The sequence below is a fragment of the Streptomyces sp. NPDC042346 genome (assembly GCF_055581845.1).
Map to the genome: position 1 here is coordinate 1,032,109 of NZ_JBVJEH010000002.1, position 16,114 is coordinate 1,048,222.

Consider the following 16,114-nt stretch of genomic DNA (forward strand, 5'->3'; position numbering starts at 1 on the left):
CCGGCCGGCGCCCCTCCTACCCCTTCACCTTCCTCCGCGCCCGCAGCCACTCCCTGTTCATCGCCGCGATCGACGGCAGCGGGATCCCCTTCGGGCACGCGGTCGCGCACTCGCCCGTCAGGGTGCAGCCGCCGAAGCCCTCCGCGTCCATCTGGGCCACCATGTCGAGGACCCTGGTCTCGCGTTCCGGGGAGCCCTGCGGGAGGACGTTCAGGTGGTTGATCTTCGCCGAGGTGAAGAGCATCGCCGAGCCGTTGGGGCAGGCCGCCACGCAGGCGCCGCAGCCGATGCACTCCGCGTGCTCGAAGGCGGTGTCCGCGTCGGCCTTCGGGACGGGGGTCGCGTGGGCCTCGGGGGCCGAGCCCGTGGGGGCGCTGATGTAGCCGCCGGACTGGATGACGCGGTCGAAGGCGGAGCGGTCGACGACGAGGTCCTTGACGACGGGGAAGGCCGCCGCGCGCCAGGGCTCGATGTCGATGGTGTCGCCGTCGCGGAAGGAGCGCATGTGGAGCTGGCAGGTGGTGGTGCGCTCGGGGCCGTGCGCGTCGCCGTTGATGACGAGGCTGCACGCCCCGCAGATGCCCTCGCGGCAGTCGTGGTCGAAGGCGACGGGGTCCTCGCCGCGCAGGATGAGGTCCTCGTTGAGGGTGTCGAGCATCTCCAGGAACGACATGTCGGCGGAGATGCCGTCGACGTCGTAGGTGGACATGGCGCCGGGTGCGCCGGCGTTCCGCTGGCGCCAGACGCGCAGGGTGAGCCTCATGCGTAGCTCCGCTGGGTGGGGTGGACGTACTCGAAGGTGAGGTCCTCCTTGTGGAGGACGGGTGCGGTGTCGCCGCCGGTGAACTCCCAGGCCGCCGCGTACGCGAACTCCTCGTCGCGGCGCGCCGCTTCGCCGTCCGGGGTCTGGGACTCGTCGCGGAAGTGGCCGCCGCAGGACTCGGCGCGGTGGAGCGCGTCGAGGCACATGAGCTCGGCGAGCTCCAGGTAGTCGACGATGCGGTTGGCCTTCTCCAGGGACTGGTTGAACTCCTCGCCCGTTCCCGGGACCTTGAGGCGGCGCCAGAACTCCTCGCGGATCTGCGGGATGCGGGCGAGGGCCTTGCGCAGGCCCGTCTCCGTGCGGGCCATGCCGCAGAACTCCCACATGAGTTCGCCGAGTTCGCGGTGGAAGGAGTCGGGGGTGCGGTCGCCGTCGACGGCGAGGAGGAGGTGGATCCGGTCCTCGGTCTCGGCGAGGACCTCCCGCACCGCCGGGTGGGCGTCGGTGACGGGCTCCGCGTGCGGGTGGCGGGCGAGGTAGTCGTTGATGGTGGCCGGGAGGACGAAGTAGCCGTCGGCGAGGCCCTGCATGAGGGCGGAGGCGCCGAGCCGGTTGGCGCCGTGGTCGGAGAAGTTGGCCTCGCCGATCGCGAAGAGGCCGGGGACGGTGGTCTGGAGGTCGTAGTCGACCCAGAGTCCGCCCATCGTGTAGTGCACGGCGGGGTAGATCCGCATGGGGACCTCGTACGGGTTCTCGGCGGTGATCCGCTCGTACATGTCGAAGAGGTTGCCGTACTTCTCCTCGACCGCCTTGCGGCCCAGGCGCCGGATCGCGTCGCCGAAGTCGAGGTAGACGCCCTGGCCGCCGGGGCCGACGCCGCGGCCCTCGTCGCAGACGTTCTTCGCGGCGCGCGAGGCGATGTCCCGGGGGACGAGGTTGCCGAAGGAGGGGTAGATCCGCTCCAGGTAGTAGTCGCGCTCGTCCTCGGGGATGTCGGCGGCGGGGCGGGTGTCGCCCTTCGCCTTCGGGACCCAGATGCGGCCGTCGTTGCGCAGGGACTCGCTCATCAGGGTCAGCTTCGACTGGTGGTCGCCGGTGCGCGGGATGCAGGTGGGGTGGATCTGGGTGAAGCAGGGGTTGGCGAAGTACGCGCCGCGCCGGTGGGCCCGCCAGACGGCCGTGGCGTTGGAGTTCATGGCGTTGGTGGAGAGGTAGAAGACGTTGCCGTAGCCGCCGCTGGCGAGGACGACGGCGTCCGCGTAGTGGGTGGAGATCTCGCCCGTGATGAGGTCGCGGGCGACGATGCCGCGGGCCCGCCCGTCGACGACGATCAGGTCGAGCATCTCCGTACGGGCGTGCATCTCGACGTTTCCGGCGGCGATCTGCCGGGACAGCGCCTGGTAGGCGCCGAGGAGGAGCTGCTGGCCGGTCTGGCCGCGGGCGTAGAAGGTGCGGGAGACCTGGACGCCGCCGAAGGAGCGGGTGTCGAGGAGGCCGCCGTACTCGCGGGCGAAGGGCACGCCCTGGGCGACGCACTGGTCGATGATCTCGACGGAGATCTGGGCGAGGCGGTGGACGTTGGACTCGCGGGCCCGGAAGTCGCCGCCCTTGACGGTGTCGTAGAAGAGGCGGTGGATCGAGTCGCCGTCGTTGCGGTAGTTCTTGGCGGCGTTGATGCCGCCCTGCGCGGCGATGGAGTGGGCGCGGCGCGGGGAGTCCTGGAAGCAGAACTGGACGACGTGGTAGCCCTGCTCGGCGAGGGTGGCGCCGGCGGAGCCGCCGGCGAGGCCGGTGCCGACGACGATGATCCGGTGCTTGCGGCGGTTGGCGGGATTGACCAGCTTCGCCTCGAAGCGGCGGGTGTCCCAGCGTTCGGCGATGGGCCCCGTCGGGGCGGTGGTGTCGGCGATCGGCTCGCCCACGGGGAAGTCGACGAAGGTCATTCAGCTCACCACTCCGGTCATGACGGCAACGGGTACGGAGACGAAGCCCGCGGTCAGGACGAGCGCGAGGGTGTTGGCGATCGCCCTGAGGAGGCGCTCGCGGCGGGCGTTGCCGACGCCGAGGGTCTGGGCGGCGCTCCAGAAGCCGTGGCGGACGTGGAGGCCGACGGCGAGCATGGCGACGATGTAGATGACGTTGCCGTACCAGGTGGAGAAGGTGTCGACGACGTTCTGGTAGGGCTTGCCCTCCTCGAAGCCGCCGGGGTGGACGGTGCCGGTGGTGAGGTCGAGGATGTGCCAGACGATGAAGAGGGCGAGGATGATCCCGCCCCAGCGCATGGTGCGGGTGGCGTACGAGGCGCGCCTGCGGCGGTGGACGTACGCGGTGGGGCGGGCCTTCACGTCGCGCCTGCTGAGCTGGTACGCGGAGACGGCGTGGGCGCCGACGGCGGCGAGGAGCGCGATCCGGACGAGCCAGAGGGCCCACTCGTGGTGCAGGACGGGTGCGCCCATGACCCGCAGCCAGCGGCCGTAGGCGTTGAACTCCTCCGGGCCGAAGAAGACCTTCAGGTTTCCGGCGACATGGGCGACGAGATAGCCGAGCATGAGCAGCCCGCTGACGGCCATGACCGTCTTCTTGCCGAGGGTCGATGACAGGAATCCGCGTGACGGTGTGGGGGACGGCGGGCGGCCCGTCGTCCGGTCCCTCGTGGGTGCCAGAGCCATGTTCACGACGCTAGGGCCGAAGGACCCGAGAGGTCCAAGACATGGTCTGGCTGATCTCGATAGGCGTCACCTATTCATGTCCCCTACGCTGGGGTCATGCAGTTCCAGCAGCTCCTCTACTTCGTCGCCGTGGCCGAGACCCGTCACTTCACCCGGGCCGCCGAGCGCGTCCATGTCTCGCAGCCCTCGCTCTCCCAGCAGATCAAGGCCCTGGAAGGGGAGTTGGGCGCGGAGCTGTTCAGCCGGGCCCGGGGGAACATCACCCTCACCGACGCGGGCGAGGCGCTGCTGCCGCTCGCCCGCCGGATCCTCGCCGACACCGAGACGGCCCGCCTCGAAGTGCAGGAACTGGCGCAGCTCAAGCGGGGCCGGGTGCGCCTCGGCGCGACCCCGAGCCTGTGCACCGGGCTGCTGCCGGACGTGCTCCGGGCCTTCCACGACCTGCATCCGGGCATCGAGCTCCTCATCGAGGAGGGCGGCTCGCACGATCTCGTACGGGAGCTGGCGCGCGGGGCGCTCGACCTGGCGCTCGTGGTGCTGCCGCTGCCGTCCCCGTCACCGGCCCTGACGACCGTCGAGCTGCTCCGGGAGGACCTGGTGGTCGTCTCCTCGGCCGCGGCTCCGGCGCCGGGCCGGCCGGTGCGGATCAAGGACCTGCGGGACCAGCCGCTCGTGATGTTCCGGCACGGCTACGACCTGCGGGAACTGACCGTGGCGGCCTGCCGGGCGGAGGGTTTCGAGCCCACGTTCACGGTGGAGGGCGGGGAGCTGGACGCGGTGCTCGGTTTCGTCCGCGCGGGGCTCGGGCTCGCGGTCGTCCCGGCGATGGTCGCGGCGCGGGCGGGCCGCGACCTGCGGGTGACGGCGCTCGCCCGGCCGGGCCTGCGCCGCACCATCGCCCTGGCCCACCGCAGCGACGTGGCGCCGCCGAGGGCGGCGCGGGAGCTCCAGCGGGTCCTGCTCGCCTCCCGCAAGGGGAGTCCGGTGCGCGACTGAGCCCGGGCGTACGTCACGGAGAGCCGGAGCGTACGTCACCGCGTCACGGAGAGCCGGGGCGTACGTCCACCGCGTCGCGGAGAGCCGGGGCGGTCGGCCGCCCCGGCAGGGGCCGTACGGCGGGCGGGAGCGTCAGACCGCGTCCGCCAGGAGCAGCGAGTGGATGCGGTCCGGGGCGCCCGGGCGGGCGTAGTACCAGCCCTGGGCGGTGTCGCAGCCGAGGTCGCGGAGCTGGCGCGCCTGGGCGCCGGTCTCGACGCCCTCGACCGTGACGGCGAGCTCCAGGCTGTGCGCCAGGGAGACGATCCCCTCGACGATCTTGAGGTCGACCGGGTCCACCGGGTGCTGCTGCATGCCCCGGGTGAAGGACCGGTCGAGCTTCAGGACGCTCACCGGCAGGCGGCGCAGGTTGGCCAGGTTCGAGTAGCCGGTGCCGAAGTCGTCGAGCGCGATGTCCACGCCCATCTCGGCGAGCTGCCGGAGCGGCTTCAGCAGGTCCTCGTCGGCGCCGATCAGCGCCGACTCGGTCACCTCCAGGCAGAGCGCGCCCGGTTCGAGCCCCGACCGCTCCAGGACGTCGACGGTGTCGGCGACCAGGCGCGGGTGGTGCAGCTGGGTCGGGGACAGGTTGACGTTGATCCGCAGCGGACCGCCGTCGGCGTGCCGGGCCTGCCAGAAGCGGGCCTGGCGCACGGCCTCCTGGAGCACCCAGCGGCCGAGCGGCACGATGAGGCCGGTGTCCTCGGCGAGCGGGATGAACCGGTCGGGTCCGAGCACCCCGTGCTGCGGGTGGCACCAGCGGACCAGCGCCTCCGCGCCGTGCACGCTGCCGTCGCCGAGGTGGACGAGCGGCTGGTACTCGATGAAGAACTCGCCGCGCTCCAGGGCCGCGGGCAGCGCCGTCGTCAGGCCGTGCCGGGTGATGGCGCGGGCGTCGGCCTCGGGGTCGGCGAGCTCGAAGCGGTTGCCGCCCGCGGACTTGGCCCGGTACATGGTGATGTCGGCGCTGCGCAGCACCTCGGCCGGGGTCCGCTCCCCCGCCGGTCCCTCGACGACACCGAGGCTGCCGCGGACGGTCAGTTCGCGGCCGTCGATGCGCAGGGGGGTGGCGAGGGCGCCGAGGATGCGGTCGGCGAGCTCGGTGACGTCCTGCTGGCCGCCGCACCCGGTGGTGAGGGCGACGAACTCGTCCCCGCCGAGCCGGGCCACCATCTCGCCCGAGCCGGTGACGCAGCTCTGCAGCCGGTCGGCGACCTCGACGAGCAGCCGGTCGCCGGTGGAGTGGCCGAGGCTGTCGTTGATGACCTTGAAGCCGTCGAGGTCGAGGTAGCAGAGGCCGAAGCGGGAGTTCTCGCCGGGGGCGAGCGCCTTCTCCAGCCGTTCGAAGAACAGCGTCCGGTTCGGCAGCCCGGTGAGCGCGTCATGGGTGGCCTCGTACCGCAGGCGCAGGTGGAGGAGCCGCCGTTCGGTGGTGTCCTCCATGAGGGCGAGCTGGTACTGGGGCCGGCCCTCGGCGTCGCGGAGGAGCGAGACGGTGAGGTTGGTCCACAGAACCGTTCCGTCGCCGCGGTAGTACGGCTTCTCGACCCGGTAGGACTCCCGCTCGCCGCGGACGAGTTCGTCGTACAGCTTCCAGACGTGCGGGCCGTCCTCCGGGTGGACCCACTCGCTGACGTTACGGCTGCGCACCTGGCCCTCCATCCCGCCGAACATGCGGGTGAGGGTCTCGTTGATCTCCAGGACGTTGCCGTCGAGGTCGGCGATGCCGATGCCTATGGCCGCCCCGTCGAAGACCGCGCGGAAGCGGCTCTCGGTGGCGTGCAGGGCGATCTCGGCGGCGCTGCGGGCGGCGAGCGCGGAGCGGGCGATCGCCTCCTGCTCGGCGCGGGTCCGCTCGCGCAGGGCCTGGGCGTAGCCGGCGGCCATGGCGTGCTGGAGGCGGGCGCAGCGGGCCCGGAGCTCCTCGGCCGGGACGTCGGACTCCGTACCGCAGTAGAGGACCAGGTACGAATCGACGACGCCGAGGCTGCGCCCGAGCGCGTCGGGGTCGGTGCAGTGGGCGGCGACGAGGGCCGCGCCGGCGCGCTGGGCGGGGGCCGTGTCGAAGGGCCGGGCGTGCAGCGCGTCGCACAGGGTGCGGGCCAGCGGCAGCAGGTGCCCCTCGAACTCGGCGCGGGTCAGCGAGGTGGCCGTCACCGGGAAGATCGCGCGGCTCCAGATGGTGACGAACCGCCTGAGTCTGTCCTCCGGACCGTCCGCCTCGGCGACGGAACCGGTGGGCTGCGACGGGACCTTCACGCCTTGCGCCCCACCCCTGCGAAACCGGAGAAGGCGTAAGGATCCTCCTCCTCGACCGGACTCTCCGGTCGCCAGGCCGGCATCGGGACGAGGCCGGGCTCGACCATCTCCGTGCCGTCGAAGAAGCGATTGATCTCGGCGCCCGACCGCATCACCAGGGGGTTGCGGATGTTCCGGTAGACGCCGACGGTGCCGCCCGCCTGCTCCTGGGTGAGCGGGATGCCCTCGTAGGAGGCGTGGGTGATGACGAGGAGGCTGCCGGGCGCGAGGGCGTCGACCAGTTCGGCGACGGCTTCGTACGGACGGTCCTCGTCCTCCAGGAAGTGGAGGACGGCGACGAGGAGCAGCGCCACCGGCCGGTCCAGGTCGAGGAGTCGGGACACCTCGGCGCTGCGGAGCACGTCGGCCGGCTTGCGCAGGTCGGCGGCGACGACGGCGGCGGCCTCGTCCCCCTCCAGGACGGCGCGGCTGTGGGCGACGGCGACCGGGTCGTGGTCGACGTAGACGACGCGTGCGGCGGGGTCGGCGGCCCGGGCGACCTCGTGCACGTTGCCGAAGGTGGGTATGCCGGAGCCGATGTCCAGGAACTGGGTGACGTCGTTGTCAACGGCGTGGCGGACGGCGCGCCGCATGAAGGCACGGTTCGCCTGCATGACCTTGGGGAGGCCAGGCATGAACTCCATGGCCTTGCGCGCCGCTTCCCGGTCCACTTCGAAATTGTGCGAGCCGCCCAGATAGAAGTCGTACATACGGGACACGCTCGGCACCGAAATGTCGATACCCGGCGGAGCCCAGGCGGGACGCTCCATCAATGTCTCCAACAAGTCGCCATGGGGGATGCGGCCATGTGTTCGCGGCCGGTGTTCGAGGTGAGGCTACTGATCGCCCGCCGGGAGAGCGAGTAGAAACGGAAATTAGCGGTCCGTTCTTGGTCACACGTCATTGGCACATGCTCGTGAAGCGCAGAGTTCACGCCTTCAGCTCGTGCAAATTCACGTGCATATGAGTGTGCGTCGACTTCCCGACCGGCCTTCGCCGCACCTTACGGGGGCCAGGGCCCTTGGCGCACCTCGGTCGTTGCCCCGGCCGGGGAGCCGTCGCCGGTGCCGGACGCCCTGTCGGCCGCCGCCCACGACAGGGCGACAACCGGACAGTTCTTCCCCCGGAGCCCTGACGGAGTGCTGCGGAGTGCAGGTGGAGTCCCGGCGGGACCATGACTAAGTCAGGTCGGAGACCGGCCGAACCCGCGCGGAGTCCGCCGCGGAGTCCGCGTTGAGTCCGCGTTGAGTCCGCGTTGAGTCCGCGCGCGGAATCGCACGGCTCGGCGATACCCGGGCATTGCGCCGAATCCGCCTCCGGAGCGGCGAAACGTCAAACCACGCGTCGGGAGAACCCCACCATCCGGCGAATCCCCGCCGTTTCCGCCCCGGTTCGCCGTGTCTGTGATCAAGCTCGACGGCGTGTCTCTGTACGGATCACTCCTCGCGCGGTCGCTGGCGGCCCTCGGACTCGTGTGGCTGCTCGCCACACCCGTCCCCGCCGCCGCCGACTCCTGCGCCTACGCCACGACCGGCCCCGGCGGTTCGCACACCTCGGTGGCGGTCATCGGGCCGGGCGCGTGCTCGCCCACCCCCGCACCACCGCCGCCGCCCCCGCCCACGACACCCGCGCCCCGGCCCACGACGCCGAAGCCGCCGCCCCCGACCGTCCCGGCGCCACCCCCGCCTCCCGTACGGACGACGACGCCGCCGCCCCCCGCGGTGACCACTCCGGCACCTCGCCCGGAGCCCGCCTCCCCCGCACCGGCCACCCCGGTCCCACCGGAGCGCACTCCGGCGCCCGCGCCCCCGGCGTCACCTCCCGCCCCCGCGCCCGCGCCCACCCCCACGCCCGCACCCACGACGCGACCCCGGCCGCCGGCCCACGGCCCCGTCGCGCTCCCCCACTACCGCCGCGCCACGCGGCCCCAGCCGAAGGGCCGCACGTCCGTCGTCACGATGACGCTGGTGATCATCGCCCCCGCAGTGCTCGCGACCGCGATCCTGCGCCCCCGCTCCCGCTGAGCTCCGCCGGAGGTAGAACCATGTCCGAATGGCTCGTACTCACCCTCGCGATGGCCGCCGCCGTCGCCGTCGTCCTGACCATCGTCGTCATCAACCACCGCCGGATCCCGGAGGACGACGACCCCAGCGAGACCCCCGACGTCATCGAGTACATGACGATGATGATCGGCGTGATCTACGCGATCGTCCTCGGTCTCGCCATCGCCGGCGTCTGGGAGGCCCGGGGCGCCGCACAGGAGACCGTGCGGCAGGAGGCCCAGGCGATGCACGAGATCTCGGCCCGCGCCGAGGTCTACCCCCTGGACGTCCGCACCAGGATCCGCGCCGATGTCGACGCGTACGTCGCGTACGTGGTCGACAAGGAGTGGACGCACATGTCCGAGGAGGGCGAGCTGAGCCCGGAGGGCACCGCCCTCATGGACCAGGTGCGCCGGAGCGTCACCGACTACCAGCCCGCCAACGACTTCGAGGGGCAGGCCTACCAGCCGCTGGTCGACCAGGTGGCCGTCGCCGACGACGCCCGGAACGCGCGCGGGCAGAGCGCGGGGGCGACCATGCCGGGGGTGGTCTGGTTCGGCCTGATCATCGGCGCCCTGGTCACCGTCGGCCTCATCTTCACGCTCCAGATCCGCAGGACGGGACGGGAGTTGCTGCTCGCCGGACTCTTCAGCGTGCTGATCGCGTTCCTGCTGTTCCTCATCTGGGACTTCGACGCGCCGTTCGGCCGGGGCATCTCGGCCACCGCCACGCCGTTCACCGATCTGTTCCCGCAGGTCACGGGGTGACTCACGGCCTCCGAGTGGGCCGCACGGGGGACATGAGTGCCCCATTCGCACGTCTGGGATCGCGGCTGTGGTAGTGCGCTCCTAGCGTGTCGGGCATCGAGGTGCTCGCAGGCCCTTCGCGGAAATCCCGTTTCGCGGCTGCCCCTCGGGACCCGGAGGATTCACCATGCGCGCGATACGTGCCGCGTCCACTGCCCTGCTGGGGGCGGCCGCCCTCGCCCTGGCCGCCCCCGCCACCGTCGCCCTCGCGGCGGAGGGTGCCCCCGCCACCAATCCGCGGGCACCGGGAGCGAAGGCACCGGGCGATTTCGTCGTGTCGCCCTCGCTCGTCGCCCCGGGCGGCCGGGTGACGCTGAGCGCCCCCGGGTGCGCCAGTACGGCCACGGCCTCGGCCGGCATCTTCGACACCGTCGCCATCGCGCCGAACTCGGCGGCGACCGCCACCGTGGACGCCGACGCCCGGCGCGGTGCGGTGTACACGGTGTCGTTCAACTGCACGGGCGGCGTGCAGGACACCGTCGCTCTGACGATCAGCGGGCTGCCCACGGCCACCCCGACCATCAGTTCCACGCTGCTCACGCCCCCGCGCGGTGTCCAGGGCGGTCTGGGCGGCTCGGTGGACGAGGTGGGCGCGGGAACGCTCGCGGCCGGTGCGGCCCTGGTCGCGGCCGCCGCCACCGGCGTCGTGTTCGTGGTCCGCCGCCGCTCCGGCGACTCCCGCCGCCATTGACCCCGCACGGCGACGGGCGACGCGGGACGCCCGTCGCCCCCGGGTCCTGGCAGGGACTCGGGGGCGACGGGCACAGCGGGCCGACCGGGAGGTTCGGCCGGTCAGGCTCCGGCGCCGGTCATACGGCGACGGCGGGCGATGAACAGTCCGCCACCGAGCGCGGCGGCGGCGACCAGGCTGCCGCCGACGGCCATCTCGGTGGAGGTGGGAGCCAGCGAACCGCCGAGACCGCCCTGCGCACCACGGCCCGGGAGGACCCGGAACGGGGCAGTGACGACAGCCGAGTTGTCACTGCACTTGACGGCCAGGTTGTAGCTGCCGGGAGTGGCGTTGTTGTGGACACGGGCGATGGCGCTGGAGAGCCCGTTGGAGTTGACGGAGAGGTTGGTCTCCGGGAACGCGTTGGACGTGACCGTGCCGCCGTGGCCGCAACCCCTGGCGGTGATCGTGAGCGTCGACCCCGCGTGGACTTCGAACGGGTTGACCTGGACGTTGCTCGGCCCGTTGGTGGCCGCGGCGAGCGGGGCAGCGAGCCCGACCGCCGCGAACGCGGTGGCGGCCACCGCCAGAGTGCGTGCAGCACGCATGGTTGAACCTCCAGTGGAAAGACGCCCCAAAGCGGTGCTCCGGGAAATTCGACGAGTACGCCTTCCATGACGAACCATCACAAGTCGGGGCGAGCCGTGCACGTCGGCACTGGTCCACCCCGGTGAGGCGACACGCCCGGAAATGACCCCGCGCACGGGACGGAACCGCAGGTCACAGCGGTCCAGGGTGCTTATCTGACGAATACTCGGATGGTCCAGCCCCGCGTCACCCGGCTGTCCCCACGGGGACCCCCTCGGGTCCTCGGAGTGCGCCCGCGGCACCGTGTCAGACCGCTTCTCCGGCCTTCCTCCCGCGCCCCGGCACCCGTCCGGCGGCGGCCCCCACCCGTTCGCCGCGTCCGGGGCGACGGCCCACCCCGCCGCCCTTACCGTTCTGACGACGCCACGAAGGGAGAACCATGCCCCCGAAGGACTTCCGCGTCTTCGACCGCAGGAGACGCCAACCCTGGGGCGTCCTGGCCCTCGCCATGCTGTCCGGCCTCGCCATGATGCGCAACGGGGTCGACGTCGCCCTGGGACCGCCCCAACCCGCCGCGGCCGCCCGGCCCGTGGCGCGGCCGGTCGTCCCGCCGCCGGCGGAGGCGACCGCCGGCCTGGAGCCGCTGCCCTTCGCCCCGGCCTCGCGGATCAGGATCCCCGCGATCCGGGTCGCCGCCCCCGTCATGGACGTGGGCCTGGACGCGGACGGCTGGGTGGCGGCCCCGCCCCCGCAGGACGCCAACCTCGCCGGCTGGTACCAGAACGGCATCTCCCCCGGCCAGCGCGGCACTTCGGTCGTCGTCGGCCATGTCGACAACGCCCAGGGCCCGGCGGTCTTCTACGGCCTGGGATCGCTGGAGAAGGGTCAGCACATCGAGGTCGAGCGGTACGACGGCCGGGTCGCGGTCTTCGAGATCTACGGGGTCGAGGTCTACTCCAAGAACGACTTCCCCGGCGTGCAGGTCTACGCGGACACCGGACAGCCCGAGCTCCGGGTGATCACCTGCGGCGGCGGCTACACGCGGGCGGGCGGCTACGACGGGAACGTCGTCGTGTACGGCCGCCTGGTCGGCTCCCGCTGACGGTCGCGGTACGCGAAGGGCCCCGGCACTCCCAGGTGCCGGGGCCCTTCGCCTGCGCCCGGCCGGGCGCCGGGTCCCTCAGCGCCGGGGCACGGTGATGTGGTAGCCGGCGTCGAGGAGTTCGGGCAGATAGCGGCGGAGCGCGGCCACGCTCTGGGAGCGGTCGCCGCCCGCGTCGTGGGAGAGGACGACGGTGCCGGGGGCGGCGCCGTCGAGCACGCGGCGGACGATCGTGCCCGTGCCCGGCTCCTTCCAGTCCAGGGTGTCGACGGTCCAGGCGAGCGGCTCCATGCCCAGCTCGGCGCCGATCTCGAAGGAGTGCCGGTTCCAGGCGCCGTAGGGGGCGCGGTACCAGAGCGGCGCGCCGCCCAGCGTGCGCTCGACGACCTCGCTGGTGGAGCCCAGCTCGTCGCGGATCCGGGAGGGCCGGAGCTTGGGGATGAGGGGGTGGGACCACGAGTGGTTGCCGACGACGTGCCCGTCGTCGGCCATCTCCCGCAGCAGGTCCGGGTTCTCCACGGCCATCTCGCCGCAGACGAAGAACATCGCCCGGCACTCGTACCGGCGCAGCGTCTCCAGGATGCCCGGGGTGTAGCGGGGGTCGGGGCCGTCGTCGAAGGACAGCACCATCGAGCGGCCGACCCCGGACATGCTGAGGAAGGGCCGCTGCCGCACCGGCGGCACCGCGCGCCGGAAGGCCGGGGGCGCGTACGCGGTCATCGGCTGGAGCCGGTACGAGGACGGGCGCAGCCGGGCCGCCCGAGCGGCCTGCGGACCGGCGGCCGGCCCGGCTCCGGACCCCGCGCCCGACCCCGCTCCCGGTGGGCCGTGGGGCGCCGGTGCGGCGCCCGGGGGCGGCTCGGGCGAGGCGAACCGGTCCGCCGCGAGGTATCCGACGGTGGCCGTGGCGCCGAGCGCGGCGGCGAGGCGCAGCACCGCCCGGCGCCCGTTGGGCATCTGATCCTTTTTCATGACCAATGGTTCGTCCGGGCGAGGGCCCACCCGGCTCATCGACACCGGCCCCCTGTCCGAAAACACCCGATGAGCCGATAGCCTCGCGGGGTGACCGCACAGCAGCCCACCCGGTTCGAACGGGGCACCGACGGCCCGAAGGTGATCATGGCCGGAGTCGACGGCTCCGACTCCTCCCTGCGCGCGGCGGCGTACGCGGCCGGGCTCGCCCGGCGGCAGAACGCCCTGCTCGCGCTCGTGTACGTGCAGCCGGTGTACCCGGCGGGCGCCGCGCTCGGCGCGCCCGTGTCGGGGACGACCGAGGAGATCGCCGAGGAACTGGTCGCGGAGATCCGCGCCTCGACGGAGCGGGTGCGGGACCTCTGGCAGGTGCGCTGGGAGTTCCACACGTTCAAGGGCGACGCCTACGCGGGCCTGGTCCGGGCGGCGGAGGAGCTGACGGCGGACGCGGTGGTGGTGGGCGTCTCGGAGTCGGCGGGCCACCGCTTCGTCGGCTCGGTGGCCGTGCGTCTGGTGAAGGCGGGGCGCTGGCCGGTCACCGTCGTGCCGTGACCGGCCCGCGTACCGAAGGCCCTACTTCCCCATGGTCAGGCCGTCCTTCTCGGCGCCCCTGCCGAGCACGACCTGGCGGATCGTCTCGCGGATCGAGGCGTGGCGCGGGTCGCCGTCGCCCGCGGCGCCGAGGTTCACGACCCGGCCCCGGCCGGTGTCGAACCACTGCGGGACGAACTCCGCCTTGGTGACCTCCCACCGCGCTCCCGGCGCCGTGGGCGGGGCGAAGGTGAAGCGGCCGATGGTGCCCTGGTTGCCCCGGGGGTCGAAGGAACCCTCGTGGTTGATCATGTCCCCGGCGATCTGGTCGCCCATCCCGTAGACGACCCAGGTGCCGTTGACCTTCTCGTACGCCTGCGGGACGTGGGCGTGGGTGCCGATGATCAGGTCGATGTCGGGGCGGCCGCCGCTCGTGGAGGCGGTGAGCGCGCGGCCGAGGGAGAGCTGCCGCTCGTCGGCGTCGGTCTGCCACTCCGTGCCCCAGTGGACGCTCACCACGACGACGTCGGCGCCGGCCGCGCGGGCGGCGCGCGCGTCGGCGATCACCGTCTGCTCGTCGAGGAGCCGGACCGCCCAGGGCTGCCCGTCGGGCAGGGGGTAGCCGTTGGTGTCGTAGGTGTAGGCGAGCTGGGCGACCGTGGCGCCGCCGGCCTTGAGCAGCGTGGGCTTCGCCGCCTCCTCGGCGGTACGGGCGGAGCCGGCGTGCCGGATCCCGGCCCTGTCCAGGGCGTCGAGGGTGCGGCGGAGGCCGGCGGCGCCGTCGTCGAGGGTGTGGTTGGAGGCGGTGGAACAGGAGTCGTACCCGGTGGCCTTGAGGGCGGCGGCGACCTCGGGCGGCGACTTGAAGGCGGGGTAGCCGGTATAGGGGCCGCCCTCCTCCCCGTACACGGTCTCCATGTGGCAGATGGCCAGGTCGGCGGGGGCGACGACGCTCTTGGCCCCGGAGAGCATGGGGCCGAAGTCGTAGCCGTCGCCGCCGGCGTCCTGGGCCGCGCGCCGGATGATCGAGTCGTGCGGGAGGACGTCACCGGAGGCGACCAGGGTGAATCCGGCGGGTGCGGAGGCGCCGCCCGGGGCAGCGGACGGCGGGGCGGTCCGCCCGGTGGCGGGCTGCCCGGCCGAGGTCCCGGGGGCGGGGCTCGTGGCACCGCCCGAGCCGCCGCCCGGGGTGCTGCCCACGGTGCAGCCCGTGGCCGCCGCGAGGAGGAGGGCGGCGACCGTCACCGCCGCCGGTCTGGTGCGTGAGGTCATCTGCGGCACTCCGCTCAGCTCTTGCTATGAACACCTGTTCTGACGAATTGATCCCGCGGGAAAGCCGCAGTCAAGGGTCAAGGCCGCACAAGCACACGAACCCCGCTGAAACGGACGCAATAACTCCGCCTGACCGTTCGCCGTACCATTCGCCGCTCGGTGCGACCGTTCGTCGCAGACCGATGTCCCTTCCCTGTCCCTTGTCTTCCGGATGCGTTCGGATACCGCCGGGACGACGAGCCGAGGGAGAGGCGGGGAGCATGACGACGGCGACGACCGACGAACGGAACCTGGAGCAGCTGCAGCGGGACCACGGCCCCGCGCTGCTCTCGTTCCTGCTCGGGCTGACGTACGGGGACCGGCAGCGCGCCGAGGACCTCGCCCAGGAGACCCTCGTACGCGCCTGGCTCCACCCCGAGGCCTTCGAGGGCCCCTACGAGTCGATGCGGCCCTGGCTCTTCACCGTGGCCCGCCGACTGGCCATCGACGCCCGCCGCTCACGCCTCGCCCGGCCCGCCGAGATCGGCGACGGCGTCCTCGCGGTGACGCCCGACCCCGCCGACGCCACCGCCACCGCCGAGGCCGCCCTCGACGTACGGGCCGCCGTCCGCGAACTGAGCCCCGAGCACCGGGCGGTGCTCGTCCGGCTGTACTTCCACGGCCTGACCGTCAACGAGGCCGCCGTGGACCTCGGCATCCCCGCCGGGACCGTCAAGTCCCGCTCGCACTACGCCCTGCGGCAGCTCGGCCGGTCGCTGCCCGGCTACCGTCCGCACCGCGCGGGCGTTGCCCGGCCGCGCGCCGCGGCTTCACAATGACGCCGTGACGCAGACTCCCGCCGCCGTGGCGCTGACCACCGCCGCCGCCGAGAAGATCCTCGCCGACAACTTCGCCCCCTGGGTGCTCGACCTGGGGCTCTCGGTCGACTCCGTCGACGCCGCCGGGGCCGTGCTCCGGCTCCCCTGGTCCGACCGGCTCGCCCGGGAGGGCGGCGGGCTCTCCGGCCAGGCCCTGATGGCCGCGGCCGACACGGCGACGGTCATCGCGGTCGCCGCGGCCCGCGGCGGCTTCGTGCCGATGACCACCGTCCAGCAGTCGATCTCCTTCCAGCGGGCGGTCGTCGGCAGCGACGTCCTGGTGCGGGCCCGGCTGACCAAGACGGGCAAGCGGATGGCCTTCGCCGACATCACGATGACCGCCGACGGCACGCAGGAGACCGCCGCGCACGCCACCGCCGTGTACGCGCTGCTCGGCTGAACCGGCCACGGCGCCCCGCCGCTCCCGCCCCGCACGCCACACATGGCGACACTCGCCCCACCGGCACCGATCCGGCCGGGAAACGTATCCGAATCCACACCGGCGAGTT

The 16,114-nt window shown here is 72.8% G+C and carries 16 protein-coding genes; 8 read left to right on the forward strand and 8 right to left on the reverse strand.

Annotation, left to right across the window (positions count from 1 at the left end):
* Positions 1–16: 16 nt before the first annotated feature.
* From ACZ6K0_RS13190 to ACZ6K0_RS13200, 3 genes are read right to left on the reverse strand one after another with little or no spacing between them, the layout of a single operon-like run.
* Positions 17–763 carry a succinate dehydrogenase/fumarate reductase iron-sulfur subunit gene (locus ACZ6K0_RS13190; RefSeq protein ID WP_376399456.1) on the reverse strand — a complete coding sequence of 249 codons (747 nt, stop codon included), beginning with the start codon at positions 761–763 and terminating at the stop codon, positions 17–19.
* Positions 760–2,706, reverse strand: a complete 1,947-nt coding sequence (locus ACZ6K0_RS13195; RefSeq protein WP_469232100.1) for a fumarate reductase/succinate dehydrogenase flavoprotein subunit — start codon at positions 2,704–2,706, stop codon at positions 760–762. Before ACZ6K0_RS13195 ends, ACZ6K0_RS13190 begins: the two co-directional genes overlap by 4 nt.
* Entirely contained in the window at positions 2,707–3,333 is a 627-nt protein-coding gene (locus ACZ6K0_RS13200; RefSeq protein WP_469232219.1) for a succinate dehydrogenase, read from the reverse strand. It lies immediately after the preceding gene.
* Between the two features lie 195 nt (positions 3,334–3,528).
* Here ACZ6K0_RS13200 and ACZ6K0_RS13205 point away from each other — a divergent pair, with 195 nt between their 5' ends.
* The gene (locus ACZ6K0_RS13205) at positions 3,529–4,428 is read left to right on the forward strand and encodes a LysR family transcriptional regulator (protein ID WP_469232102.1); all 900 of its coding nucleotides are present in this window, start codon (positions 3,529–3,531) and stop codon (positions 4,426–4,428) included.
* A 132-nt stretch (positions 4,429–4,560) separates the two neighbouring features.
* Here the strand turns inward: ACZ6K0_RS13205 and ACZ6K0_RS13210 are convergent, their stop codons facing one another.
* On the reverse strand, positions 4,561–6,726 hold the full coding sequence (locus tag ACZ6K0_RS13210) for a putative bifunctional diguanylate cyclase/phosphodiesterase (protein ID WP_376399465.1): 2,166 nt from the start codon (positions 6,724–6,726) through the stop codon (positions 4,561–4,563).
* Positions 6,723–7,535, reverse strand: coding sequence for an SAM-dependent methyltransferase (locus tag ACZ6K0_RS13215; protein WP_469232103.1), 813 nt, complete (start codon positions 7,533–7,535; stop codon positions 6,723–6,725). The genes ACZ6K0_RS13210 and ACZ6K0_RS13215 overlap by 4 nt, the downstream gene beginning before the upstream one ends.
* Before the next feature lie 651 nt (positions 7,536–8,186).
* Here ACZ6K0_RS13215 and ACZ6K0_RS13220 point away from each other — a divergent pair.
* The 3 genes from ACZ6K0_RS13220 (at position 8,187) to ACZ6K0_RS13230 (ending at position 10,304) form a co-directional block, all read left to right on the forward strand.
* On the forward strand, positions 8,187–8,789 hold the full coding sequence (locus tag ACZ6K0_RS13220; RefSeq protein WP_469232105.1) for a hypothetical protein: 603 nt from the start codon (positions 8,187–8,189) through the stop codon (positions 8,787–8,789).
* Positions 8,790–8,809: 20 nt separating this feature from the next.
* Complete coding sequence (locus tag ACZ6K0_RS13225) at positions 8,810–9,574, forward strand: bestrophin-like domain (protein WP_376399473.1); 765 nt, start codon at positions 8,810–8,812, stop codon at positions 9,572–9,574.
* 166 nt (positions 9,575–9,740) lie between these two features.
* A complete protein-coding gene (locus ACZ6K0_RS13230) occupies positions 9,741–10,304 on the forward strand; it encodes a hypothetical protein (protein ID WP_376399475.1) in 564 nt (187 codons plus the stop codon).
* Positions 10,305–10,405: 101 nt separating this feature from the next.
* On the opposite strand, the gene ACZ6K0_RS13235 is transcribed toward ACZ6K0_RS13230, so the two are convergent.
* Complete coding sequence (locus tag ACZ6K0_RS13235; RefSeq protein ID WP_376399478.1) at positions 10,406–10,891, reverse strand: hypothetical protein; 486 nt, start codon at positions 10,889–10,891, stop codon at positions 10,406–10,408.
* Between the two features lie 419 nt (positions 10,892–11,310).
* Between ACZ6K0_RS13235 and ACZ6K0_RS13240 the strand changes: the two genes are divergently transcribed.
* Positions 11,311–11,973, forward strand: coding sequence for a class F sortase (locus ACZ6K0_RS13240; protein WP_376399481.1), 663 nt, complete (start codon positions 11,311–11,313; stop codon positions 11,971–11,973).
* 78 nt (positions 11,974–12,051) lie between these two features.
* On the opposite strand, the gene ACZ6K0_RS13245 is transcribed toward ACZ6K0_RS13240, so the two are convergent.
* Positions 12,052–12,945 (reverse strand): polysaccharide deacetylase family protein, encoded by an 894-nt coding sequence (locus ACZ6K0_RS13245; RefSeq protein ID WP_469232107.1) that lies wholly within the window; start codon positions 12,943–12,945, stop codon positions 12,052–12,054.
* Between the two features lie 90 nt (positions 12,946–13,035).
* Here ACZ6K0_RS13245 and ACZ6K0_RS13250 point away from each other — a divergent pair, with 90 nt between their 5' ends.
* Positions 13,036–13,497: a universal stress protein gene (locus ACZ6K0_RS13250; RefSeq protein WP_376399487.1), complete on the forward strand. Its 462-nt coding sequence runs from the start codon at positions 13,036–13,038 to the stop codon at positions 13,495–13,497.
* Positions 13,498–13,518: 21 nt separating this feature from the next.
* Here ACZ6K0_RS13250 and ACZ6K0_RS13255 read toward each other — a convergent pair whose 3' ends face one another.
* Positions 13,519–14,748, reverse strand: coding sequence for a CapA family protein (locus ACZ6K0_RS13255; protein WP_469232109.1), 1,230 nt, complete (start codon positions 14,746–14,748; stop codon positions 13,519–13,521).
* A gap of 260 nt (positions 14,749–15,008) precedes the next feature.
* Here ACZ6K0_RS13255 and ACZ6K0_RS13260 point away from each other — a divergent pair, with 260 nt between their 5' ends.
* Together ACZ6K0_RS13260 and ACZ6K0_RS13265 are read left to right on the forward strand one after the other, a co-directional pair.
* Positions 15,009–15,566: a sigma-70 family RNA polymerase sigma factor gene (locus tag ACZ6K0_RS13260; protein WP_376399493.1), complete on the forward strand. Its 558-nt coding sequence runs from the start codon at positions 15,009–15,011 to the stop codon at positions 15,564–15,566.
* A 25-nt stretch (positions 15,567–15,591) separates the two neighbouring features.
* Positions 15,592–16,005, forward strand: a complete 414-nt coding sequence (locus tag ACZ6K0_RS13265) for a PaaI family thioesterase (RefSeq protein ID WP_469232220.1) — start codon at positions 15,592–15,594, stop codon at positions 16,003–16,005.
* The last annotated feature ends 109 nt before the right edge of the window (positions 16,006–16,114 follow it).

Excerpts from the sequence above, each read along its gene's own strand:
- ACZ6K0_RS13260 (WP_376399493.1), top strand. The coding sequence starts at position 15,009 with ATGACGACGGCGACGACCGACGAACGGAACCTGGAGCAGCTGCAGCGG.
- ACZ6K0_RS13190 (WP_376399456.1), bottom strand. The coding sequence starts at position 763 with ATGAGGCTCACCCTGCGCGTCTGGCGCCAGCGGAACGCCGGCGCACCC.
- ACZ6K0_RS13225 (WP_376399473.1), top strand. The coding sequence starts at position 8,810 with ATGTCCGAATGGCTCGTACTCACCCTCGCGATGGCCGCCGCCGTCGCC.
- ACZ6K0_RS13235 (WP_376399478.1), bottom strand. The coding sequence starts at position 10,891 with ATGCGTGCTGCACGCACTCTGGCGGTGGCCGCCACCGCGTTCGCGGCG.
- ACZ6K0_RS13195 (WP_469232100.1), bottom strand. The coding sequence starts at position 2,706 with ATGACCTTCGTCGACTTCCCCGTGGGCGAGCCGATCGCCGACACCACC.
- ACZ6K0_RS13255 (WP_469232109.1), bottom strand. The coding sequence starts at position 14,748 with ATGACCTCACGCACCAGACCGGCGGCGGTGACGGTCGCCGCCCTCCTC.
- ACZ6K0_RS13200 (WP_469232219.1), bottom strand. The coding sequence starts at position 3,333 with ATGGCCGTCAGCGGGCTGCTCATGCTCGGCTATCTCGTCGCCCATGTC.
- ACZ6K0_RS13215 (WP_469232103.1), bottom strand. The coding sequence starts at position 7,535 with ATGGAGCGTCCCGCCTGGGCTCCGCCGGGTATCGACATTTCGGTGCCG.
- ACZ6K0_RS13205 (WP_469232102.1), top strand. The coding sequence starts at position 3,529 with ATGCAGTTCCAGCAGCTCCTCTACTTCGTCGCCGTGGCCGAGACCCGT.
- ACZ6K0_RS13230 (WP_376399475.1), top strand. The coding sequence starts at position 9,741 with ATGCGCGCGATACGTGCCGCGTCCACTGCCCTGCTGGGGGCGGCCGCC.
- ACZ6K0_RS13240 (WP_376399481.1), top strand. The coding sequence starts at position 11,311 with ATGCCCCCGAAGGACTTCCGCGTCTTCGACCGCAGGAGACGCCAACCC.
- ACZ6K0_RS13245 (WP_469232107.1), bottom strand. The coding sequence starts at position 12,945 with ATGAAAAAGGATCAGATGCCCAACGGGCGCCGGGCGGTGCTGCGCCTC.